Raw genomic sequence first — 10,375 nt, 5'->3', positions numbered from 1 at the left:
GCAGCATTAGATGCACAAAAATTTTTAAATAATGTTGATAAAAAAAAATTAATTTAGTTCTATATAACATAAAGTTAAATTTTAACGACTACGAAAAATTATCCTACCTTTTTCTAAATCATATGGAGTTAATGCTACAGTAACTTTATCTCCAGTAAGAATACGAATATAATTTTTTCTCATTTTTCCTGAGATATGTGCTGTTATAACATGTCCATTTTCTAATTTTACATGAAAAATAGTATTAGGTAAAGTATTTAATACTATACCTTGCATTTCTATATTATTTTTTTTAGACATTATTATTCCTCATTAATATGATCATAATATTATTATATTATATTATTTTTAATATAATTCCAGTAATATTCTTTTTTATCTATTAAATTAGAATGTTTTCCTTTTTCAATTATAGAACCATTATCCATCAAATAAATATAGTCCATTTTTTTTAAAATATGAATATTGTGTGTTATAAATATAATAGTTTTTTTATTAAAAAATGATAAAATTAATTTTATTATTTTAATAGATGAATTTTTATCTAATCCTTCTGTTGGTTCATCTAGTAAAACTAAATTTCCATTATGGATCATAATTCTTGCAATACCTAATTTTTTTAATTCTCCCCCAGAAAGTGATCTTCCTTCTTCACCCATCCATGTATTTAAACCTTCATTATTTAATAATTTTTTTAAACCTACTAATTTTAAAACTTTTATTAAATAATTATCATTAATTTTTTTATTATTTTGATTATTTAATAGTATATTATTTCTTAATGTATCACTAAAAAGATATATTTTTTGTGACATCATACTGATATTTTTTCTTAATAGAGATAAATTCCATTTTTTTAAATTACATTTATTTAAAAAAATTTTACCTTTTACAGGATCCCATGCTCTAGTTAGTAACATAAATAATGTTGATTTTCCACTACCATTATGTCCAGTAATAGCTATTTTTTGATATTTTTGTATATATAATGATATATTTTTTAATATATATATTTTTTTTTTATTAAAATAAAAAGATAAATTATTTATTTTTAATAAAAAAAAATAATTTTTATTTTTTACATTATCAGTATTTGTAAATACTATAGTAGGTTTTTTTTCTATTAAATAAAAAATTTTTTTAGCTGATAAAAAAATTTCATTAATATTCTGAAAAACATTACTTAATGGAGATAATATTTTATAAAATGTAATAAAAAATAATAAAAATAATATAATTTGATATTTATATGTATTATTATAATAATAATATATTATTATTAATAATATATTAGTATTAATTATTGTATTCATTAATAATTTTGATTGAATATTATAATTATTTTTTATTAATTGTATTTTTTTTAATTTTAATTCTAAATTATATATTTTATAAGATATATATTTTATACCTTCAAATATTTTATATTCTGTATGTTGTGATATAAAATTACTTATGTAAAAAAAATATTTTTCTTTTAAAGAAATATATTTTTTTCCTATTGTTTTACTTTTTTTATAAAAGTAAAAAAAATAAAATAATACTAAAAATAAAATAGTAATATATAGTATTATAAAAAAAATAAGATTAATAATACTTAAACAAATTAAAATTATAATAGATATTGTACTAATAACTATTATAGGAATAAATATTTTTATATATAAAAAATCTAAAATTTCAATATCTGAGATTAACATATTTAATATTTTAATATTAAATATCGAGATTAAATCAGATGGATATAAAGGAAATATTTTATTAAAAATTAATATTCTAAAATTATTTAATAAATATAAAGTATTATTATGTTGAATTAATTTTTCAAAGTATTGTATAATATTTTTTATTATAGAAATTATTCTAATAGTAATTGTAGGTATTATATAATTATAATAAATATTGTTATTTTTTATTCCAATTAAAAAAGTAGAAGTTAACAAAAAACTAGATATTACCGATAATAATAAATTCATTAAATTATTAATTATTGATAATAATACACCTAAAATAATTTTTTTAAAAAATTTATTATGATATTTAAAATAATTTAATAAATAAAACATATTAAATAACTCTTTTAAAAAATAATTTATTTTTTTTATATAAAATTTTACGATATATTTTTTTTATAATTTTTCCATTTTCCATATACCAAATTTCATTGTAATAGTTAATTTGATTAATTTTATGTGTAATAGTTATACTTATTTTTGAAGTTGATAGATTTTTTTTTATTGTTTGTATAATATCATTTTGACTATTAATATCTATATTAGCTATAGGTTCATCTAATAATAATAACATATAATTTTTAATTAATGCTCTAGTAACTACTATTTTTTGAATTTGTCCTATTGATAAACATATATTTTCTTTATTAATAATAGTATTTAATCTATTAGGTAATTTTTTTAAAAAATTAATTATATTAATTTTTTTTAAAATATTATTTATTTTAATTTTATTTATTTTTTTAGAAAAAAATAAATTTTTTTTAATTGTTGTAGCAAATAATTGAGGATTTTGTTGAACACATGATATTTGTTTATACCAACTATATAAGTTAATTTTATTAAATTCAATATTATTTATTTTTAGGGATCCTTCATATGGATAAATTCCAAGAAAAACATTAAATAATGTTGTTTTACCAGCTCCATTAGATCCAGTAATAATTATATTTTGTCCGGAAAATATTCTAAATGATATAGGGCCTACTAATATATGTCCTTTATTATTTTTTATAATTAAATTAGTAGCCTTAATTGTTAATTTTTTAACTTTTTTCAAAAAAAAATTTTTTCTTGTATTTAAACTAATAGATTTATTATTTAATAATTTTACAATATTATCCGCAGCTCCAATAGCTCTTGCTTTTATATGATATAACACACCTAAATTACTAAAATTTTGAAAATATTCAGAAACAATAATAAGTATAAAAAAACTATGTAATATTTTAATATTTTTATTATAAAAACCGATATTTATTATATGTAAATATGAAAAACTAAAATACATAATTATAAAAGCTAAAGAAATAGAAGAAAAAAAATCTAAAATAGCTGAAGTTAAAAAAGCAATTTTTAATATTTCAAAATTTTTTTTTCTTAATTTTTCAATAAATAAAATTATTTTATTAATTTCAATTTTTTGAAAATTAAATATTCTAATAGTTTCTATTCCTTTTAATCTATCAAAAAATATTCCACTTAAAATAGATAATATTTTAAAATTTTTCTTATTTTTTTTTATAGTTTTATCTCCAATTAATATTATAAAGAATATTATTAAAATACTCGTAACAATTATTACAATTCCAAATATCCAGCTAATTAAAAATATAGTAATTAAAGTTACTAACGATGATATTTTAACTGTAAAATATTGAGGTATATATTGTTGATAATAATCATACAAGTTTTCTATATTATTTATAATTAACGATAAATTAGCCCCTGAAGATTGATTTTTAAAATAATTAAAATATTGGGATGTTAATTTATGTATAATTTTCTTTTTAATAAAAAATATAATTTTTTGACTATACAAAAAATTATATTTTTCTATTAAAAAAGAAAGTAATAAATTTACTATTAAACATAAACACATAATTTTGTAATAAAAAAAAACATGTTTTTTATTTGTTTCTAAAAAAAAAAATTCTACTAATTTTGCTAACATCCAATTTTTTATTATTAATAAAAATATATTAATAAAATTTAAAACATAAGATGTCATTAATATTTTTTTAGCTAAAAAAATATTTTTTTTTAACCAAAAAAGTATTTTTTTTTCTTTATATATATTCATATTTAGTAAATAATTTTTATGAAAATAAAATTATACTATGTTGAATACATCAACATAGTTTATAAAAATAATTTATAATTGTTCTTCAATTCTAATTAATTGATTATATTTAGCATTTCTCTCAGAACGACTCATAGATCCAGTTTTAATTTGATCTGCATTTGTCCCAACAGCTAGATCAGCAATAAATGTATCTTCTGTTTCTCCAGATCTATGTGATATAATAACTTTATATCCTGATTTTTTAGCTAATTTTATAGTTGATAATGTCTCTGTAAGAGATCCAATCTGATTTAATTTTATTAAAATAGAATTAGCAATATTATTTTTAATACCTTTTTTTAAAAATTTAAGATTTGTAACAAATAAATCGTCACCTACTAATTGAATTGTATTACCTAGTAATTTAGTTTGATATATAAAACCTTCCCAATCATTTTCATCTAAACCATCTTCTATAGAAGTAATAGGATATTTTTGAGTTAAATTATATAAAAAATTTGTAAATTCTTTAGAAGAAAGATTCATGTTTTCACTTTTTAAGTGATATCTATTATTGAAAAATAATTCAGATGCAGCACAATCAATAGCAAAAGTAATATCTGTACCAAGTACATATCCAGCATTTTTAACTGCTTTTGATATCATATTAAATGCTTCAGTATTATTTTTTAAATTAGGAGCATATCCACCTTCATCTCCAACTGATGTAATTAATTTATGTTTTTTAAGTATAAATGATAAATGATGAAAAATTTCTGAACCACAACGTATTGCTTCTTTAATATTTTTTGAATTAATCGGTTGAATCATAAATTCTTGTATATCTAAATTATTATTAGCATGTTTTCCACCGTTAATAATATTAATCATAATTATAGGCATAAAAAATTTTTTATCTATACTAACTAGATTAGCAATATATTTATATAATGGCATATGATGAAATAAAGCAGATGCTCTGGCATTAGCTAATGAAACAGCTAAAATAGTATTAGCTCCTAAATTAGATTTATTTTCAGTATTATCTAAATTAATCATAATTTCATCAATATATGATTGATTAGATGATTTTTGATTAATTAAATATTTATTTAAAATAGTATTAATTATTTTTACTGATTTTAAAACTCCTTGTCCTAAAAATCTTTTTTTATTATTATCACGTAATTCTATTGCTTCTTTAGACCCTGTAGAAGCTCCAGAAGGAACAGAAGCAATTCCAATAATATTATTATTTAAATGAACTTCTGCTTCAATAGTAGGATTACCTCTTGAATCAATAATTTCTCTACCTATTACTTTTTTTATTTTAGACATTTTATTTCCTTAATATAATTAATAATTATTTATAATAAATTATTTTTGATTTATATATAAAAAAATATTTAAAATAAATAAAAATTTTAATTTTTTTTATATTAATTTTATAAATTAATTTTTTTTTGTTGAAATCTTTTAATAGAAGATAAAATTTCTTTTTGTGCTTGAAACAAATCCCCCCATTTTTCTATTTTACACCATTTTTTGTTTTCTAAATCTTTATAATGTTTAAAAAAATATATAATTTGTTGTTGTAGTAATTTTGGTAAATCTTTAATATTATTAATTAGTAAATATTCTTGTGAAACTTTATTATGTGGTACTGCAATAATTTTTTTATCGTTTCCTGATTCATCTGTCATATTTAATATTCCTATAGGACGACATCTTATTACAGCACCTGGGATGATAGAATATTTAGTTATTACAATTACATCTAATGGATCATTATCTAGTGATAATGTATTATTTATATATCCATAATTACATGGATAAAACATAGGTGTAGTAATAAAACGATCTACAAATAATATTCCATATTTTTTGTTAACTTCATATTTTATTGGATTTGAATAGGAAGAAATCTCAATAATTACATTAATATCGTTAGGAATATTTTCTCCAGAAGTGATATTATTATAATTCATATTATTTTATCCTTTATTCATACTAAAAATTTTTACATATAAAAATTTTTATTAATTTTATAATTTATATATTTAAAATATATATATATGATATAATAATTATTACTAATTAATTTTTAAATTAAATAAATTTTTATAAAAAAAAGGATCTTATGGCTAGAGTTACAGTAGAAAAAGCAGTTAAAAAAATAGGTAATAGATTTGATCTGGTTATTTTAGCAGCTAAAAGAGCAAGACAAATACAAATAAGAGGGAAAATCCCATTGTTATCAGAAAAAAATGATAAAACTACTATTTTAGCTTTACGTGAAATTGAAAAAGGTTTAATTAATAAAAAAATCATAAATAATTATGAGAAAAATAATTTAGAAGAAAAGTTAAAATCTATAGATTTAAATAATTACTAATTCTTCTATAGATTTAAATATTATTTACTAAAATAATATTTTTTATGTTTAAGATTAAAAATCAATATTTAATGCTTTTAAAGCATTTTCTTTTATAAATAATTTTCTAGGTTCGACTTCATCACCCATTAAAGTTGAAAATAATTTATCTGCTAAAATTGCATCTTGGATTGTTACTCTTAACATATTACGAGTTAAGGGATTCATAGTAGTTTTCCATAATTGTTTTGGATTCATTTCACCTAGTCCTTTATATCTTTGTATAGAAAGATTTTTTTTATTTTCTTTTAATAACCACTCTATTCCTTCTTCAAAAAAATTAATATTTTTATATTTTTTTCCTTTTTTAACATAAAAAATACCTTGTTCTTGCAATAAACATAATTTTTCTCCTAATAAAGAAATTTTATTATATTCATTACTCATAAAAAAATCGTTATTTAATGAATATTTATTTATATTTTCGTATTTATTTTCATAAATTAATAATTCAAAAATATTATTATTGATATCTTTATTTATATTACTTGAAAATTTAATATTTATATAATTTTTATTTAAAAATACAAGTAATTTATGTAACCATATATTTAAACTAACATAATCATTTAATCGAGTTAACTTATTATTATATAATAATGCATGTAATATTTTATTATTAATAGTATATTGAGAAGATTGTATAATTTTTTTAACATAATTATATTCTTTTATTAATATTATGATTTTTTTATCAATTAATTTTTTTTTAGATTTTTTAAAATAAAAAACAGCTTTTTTTACAGCTGAATTTAATAAAAACATTTCCATTTCTTCTTTATTTCTAATATAAAATTTTTTATTACCTTTTTTAATTCTAAAAAGTGGAGGTTGCGCTATATATATATAGCCTTTTTCAATAATTTTAGGTATTTGACGATAAAAAAATGTTAATAATAATGTACGAATATGTGCTCCGTCAACATCTGCATCTGTCATAATAATAATATTATGATATCTTAAATTATTTAAATGATATTTTTTGAAATTAATATTAAAACCTAATGCTGTAACTAAAGTTATTATCTCTTGTGAAGTAATAATCTTATTAAATGTAGCCTTTTCTACATTAAGAATTTTACCTTTTAAAGGTAAAATTGCTTGTGTTTTCCTATCTCTACCTTGTTTTGCCGAGCCTCCGGCTGAATCTCCTTCCACTAAATAAATTTCAGATAATTTAGGATCATTTTCTTGACAATCTGATAATTTACCTGGCAATCTTGATACGTTATTTATATTTTGATTTTTTATTATATTTTTAGTTTTTCTAATTGTATCTCTTATTTTAGCTATACTTATAATTTTTTCTATAATTTTTTTAGCATCATTTGGATTTTCTAATAAAAAAAACATTAATTGTTGATTTAGATAACATTCTATTAATGATTTTACTTCTGATGATATTAATTTTTCTTTAGTTTGAGAAGAAAATTTTGGATTTAAAATTTTTATTGATATAATTGCAATTAAACCTTCTCTAGTATCTTCTCCTTTTAAATTAACATTTTTTTTTTTATTATATCCTTCTTTTTCTATATAAAGTTTTATTGTTCTTGTTATAGCTGATTTTAATCCAGATAAATGAGTACCTCCATTTTTTTGAGGTATATTATTCGTAAAACAGTATATTTCTTCATTAAATGAATTATTCCATTGCATAGCAATTTCTATATCAATATCATTATTTTTAGTATAACAATAAAAAATTTGCTTATTAAGCAAATTTTTATCTTTATTTAAATAATTAATATATTCTTTTATACCTCCTTTATATTGAAAAATATCTTTTTTATTTTTTTTATTATCAGTAATTGAAATAATTAATCCTGAATTTAAAAAAGATAATTCTTTTAATCTATTAGATAAGATTTCATAATTAAAATTTTGAACTGTAGTAAAAATATTATAATTAGGCCAAAATCTAATATGTGTGCCAGTAGTGTTACTAACACCAATAATTTTTAATTTTTCTTTAGGTACTCCATAAGAGTATAATTGTTTATATAATTTTCCATTTCTTTTAATGATTAATTCTAATTTTTTTGATAAAGCATTTACTACAGAAATTCCTACTCCATGTAACCCTCCTGATAATTTATAAAATTTATTATTAAATTTACCTCCTGAATGTAATATAGTCATAATAACTTCAGCAGCTGATACTTGGGCTTCTTTATGTATATCTGTAGGTATTCCTCTTCCGTCATCAATAATAGAAATAGAATTATCTTTATGTATAATTACTTGTATATTTTTACAAAAACCAGAAAGAGACTCATCTATTGAATTATCTATAACTTCAAATACCATATGATGTAATCCTGTACCATCATCTGTATTACCAATATACATTCCTGGTCTTTTTTTAACAGCATCTAATCCTTTTAAAATTTGAATACTTGATGAATCATAATATTTATTTGTCAACTTAGGTTCTCATCTTTTTTAAAATTAAATAAAATTTATATTTTCATTGGCATAATTAAGTAAATTTTATTTTTATCACAACTATCTTCTATTTTAATACTAGAAATATTATTAATAAAAGATAATTTAATAAAATTACTTTCTAATATATTAACGACATCAATTAAATAATTAATATTAAATGATATTTGAATATTATATTCTTTTTTTTTTTTAAATTCTTTTATTTCTACTATTTCTTCAGCTTTTTCATCATTAATATTACTAGTAAAAATTTTTAAATATTTATTGTTAAATAATAAATTTACTCCTTTTGTTCTTTCATTTACTAAAATAGAAATTCTATTTAAGGCATTTTTAAATAGAATGCGATCAATTTTAATTATTTGATAAAATAATGTAGGTATAATTTTTTTATAATTAGGAAAATTACTTGTAATTAATTTAGATATAAATTTTAAGTTTTTAAAAGTAAAACAAATATTATTATCATTAATTTTAATATTAACTAACTCATTAGTATTATTAATTAATTTAGATAATTCAAAAATACTTTTACGGGGGATTATAACATTATAATTTATAATTTCTACATCCAAAACATATTTATAAAAAGATAATCTATGTCCATCAGTTGATACAATATTTAAAACATTATTTTTGATTTGTAAAAATAATCCATTTAGATATTTTCTTACATCGTTATTTGCTATTGAAAAATAAGTAGCATATATAAAATTTTTTAACATTTTATTTGTTAAATTAAATTCTATATCATGTTTTAAAAAATTTATATTTGGAAAATTATCTGAAGGTAGAGTAGTTATTGTAAAATGACAATTTTTTGTAGATATAATCATTTTATTTATATTAAATACTAATGTAATATCATTTTTTTTAGGAAAAGAACGACATATATTATAAAATTTTTTTCCTTGAACAATAACGGAATATTTTTTATTTAAAAATTTATTTTTAATAAAAGATGTAATTTCTATTTCTAAATTAGTACTTTTAAATAATATTATTCCATTATTTAAAATTTTTATTAAAATATTATCAGAGTTAGGATATAAAAATCTATTACTAATAATGTTAGTAACATGTTGTAATGGTTTAATGATTAATTCTCTATTAATAATAATATTATTTTCCATAATTTTTATTTTAGAATATATATAAAATTATATATTTAATATACTATATATTTTATATTTTAATTTAACATAAATATATAAATTTTTAATTTAAAATTATAAAAAATATGTATAAAAAAATTATTTTATGTAATAATAAATATATATTAAATTAATATAGGATTAAATTAAATGAAACGTACTTTTCAACCATCTTTATTAAAGAGAAATAGATCTCATGGTTTTAGATGTAGAATGAAAACAAAAAATGGTAGAAAAATTATAAATCGTCGTCGTGCTAAAAAACGTTTTTATTTAAGTGTTTCAGATAAAAAATTTAAATAAAAATGTCTAATTTTAATTTAACAAAAAATAAACGTTTAACTACATTAGATTTTAATATTATTTTTAAAAATAATATTAAATTACATAACTTATATTTTACTATATTAAATAAAAAAAATAAAATTAAGTATTCTAGAATAGGTATAATTATTTCTAAAAAAATAGTTTGTAAAATATATATTAAAAATAAATTTAAAAGAATAATTCGTGAATATTTTCGTTTAAATCAACATTC

The 10,375-nt window shown here is 17.6% G+C and carries 10 protein-coding genes; 3 read left to right on the top strand and 7 right to left on the bottom strand.

Annotation, left to right across the window (positions count from 1 at the left end):
* Positions 1–81: 81 nt before the first annotated feature.
* The 5 genes from infA to ppa form a co-directional block, all read right to left on the bottom strand.
* A complete protein-coding gene (infA, locus tag GJT96_RS02245; RefSeq protein WP_169780573.1) occupies positions 82–300 on the bottom strand; it encodes a translation initiation factor IF-1 in 219 nt (72 codons plus the stop codon).
* Between the two features lie 32 nt (positions 301–332).
* A complete protein-coding gene (locus GJT96_RS02240; protein WP_169780572.1) occupies positions 333–2,066 on the bottom strand; it encodes an ATP-binding cassette domain-containing protein in 1,734 nt (577 codons plus the stop codon).
* A 1-nt stretch (position 2,067) separates the two neighbouring features.
* Positions 2,068–3,816, bottom strand: a complete 1,749-nt coding sequence (locus tag GJT96_RS02235) for an ATP-binding cassette domain-containing protein (protein ID WP_169780571.1) — start codon at positions 3,814–3,816, stop codon at positions 2,068–2,070.
* Positions 3,817–3,888: 72 nt separating this feature from the next.
* Positions 3,889–5,136 (bottom strand): phosphopyruvate hydratase, encoded by a 1,248-nt coding sequence (gene eno / locus GJT96_RS02230; RefSeq protein ID WP_169780570.1) that lies wholly within the window; start codon positions 5,134–5,136, stop codon positions 3,889–3,891.
* Between the two features lie 107 nt (positions 5,137–5,243).
* Positions 5,244–5,786, bottom strand: a complete 543-nt coding sequence (gene ppa, locus GJT96_RS02225; RefSeq protein ID WP_169780569.1) for an inorganic diphosphatase — start codon at positions 5,784–5,786, stop codon at positions 5,244–5,246.
* 152 nt (positions 5,787–5,938) lie between these two features.
* Here ppa and rpoZ point away from each other — a divergent pair, with 152 nt between their 5' ends.
* A complete protein-coding gene (gene rpoZ / locus GJT96_RS02220; RefSeq protein WP_169780568.1) occupies positions 5,939–6,193 on the top strand; it encodes a DNA-directed RNA polymerase subunit omega in 255 nt (84 codons plus the stop codon).
* Positions 6,194–6,247: 54 nt separating this feature from the next.
* On the opposite strand, the gene gyrB is transcribed toward rpoZ, so the two are convergent.
* Together gyrB and dnaN are read right to left on the bottom strand one after the other, a co-directional pair.
* Complete coding sequence (gyrB, locus tag GJT96_RS02215; RefSeq protein ID WP_169780567.1) at positions 6,248–8,659, bottom strand: DNA topoisomerase (ATP-hydrolyzing) subunit B; 2,412 nt, start codon at positions 8,657–8,659, stop codon at positions 6,248–6,250.
* Between the two features lie 35 nt (positions 8,660–8,694).
* Entirely contained in the window at positions 8,695–9,816 is a 1,122-nt protein-coding gene (gene dnaN, locus GJT96_RS02210) for a DNA polymerase III subunit beta (RefSeq protein WP_169780566.1), read from the bottom strand.
* Positions 9,817–9,987: 171 nt separating this feature from the next.
* Here dnaN and rpmH point away from each other — a divergent pair, with 171 nt between their 5' ends.
* Both rpmH and rnpA read left to right on the top strand, forming a co-directional pair.
* Positions 9,988–10,140 carry a 50S ribosomal protein L34 gene (gene rpmH, locus GJT96_RS02205; protein ID WP_169780565.1) on the top strand — a complete coding sequence of 51 codons (153 nt, stop codon included), beginning with the start codon at positions 9,988–9,990 and terminating at the stop codon, positions 10,138–10,140.
* A gap of 2 nt (positions 10,141–10,142) precedes the next feature.
* Positions 10,143–10,375 (top strand): ribonuclease P protein component (gene rnpA, locus GJT96_RS02200; protein WP_169780564.1); only part of this gene is annotated, 233 nt, incomplete at its 3' end.

Source organism: Enterobacteriaceae endosymbiont of Donacia piscatrix, assembly GCF_012569525.1.
GTDB lineage: Bacteria > Pseudomonadota > Gammaproteobacteria > Enterobacterales > Enterobacteriaceae.
This window is presented reverse-complemented; position numbering and strand designations above follow the sequence as displayed.

Excerpts from the sequence above, each read along its gene's own strand:
- infA (WP_169780573.1), bottom strand. The coding sequence starts at position 300 with ATGTCTAAAAAAAATAATATAGAAATGCAAGGTATAGTATTAAATACT.
- GJT96_RS02240 (WP_169780572.1), bottom strand. The coding sequence starts at position 2,066 with ATGTTTTATTTATTAAATTATTTTAAATATCATAATAAATTTTTTAAA.
- GJT96_RS02235 (WP_169780571.1), bottom strand. The coding sequence starts at position 3,816 with ATGAATATATATAAAGAAAAAAAAATACTTTTTTGGTTAAAAAAAAAT.
- eno (WP_169780570.1), bottom strand. The coding sequence starts at position 5,136 with ATGTCTAAAATAAAAAAAGTAATAGGTAGAGAAATTATTGATTCAAGA.
- ppa (WP_169780569.1), bottom strand. The coding sequence starts at position 5,786 with ATGAATTATAATAATATCACTTCTGGAGAAAATATTCCTAACGATATT.
- rpoZ (WP_169780568.1), top strand. The coding sequence starts at position 5,939 with ATGGCTAGAGTTACAGTAGAAAAAGCAGTTAAAAAAATAGGTAATAGA.
- dnaN (WP_169780566.1), bottom strand. The coding sequence starts at position 9,816 with ATGGAAAATAATATTATTATTAATAGAGAATTAATCATTAAACCATTA.
- rpmH (WP_169780565.1), top strand. The coding sequence starts at position 9,988 with ATGAAACGTACTTTTCAACCATCTTTATTAAAGAGAAATAGATCTCAT.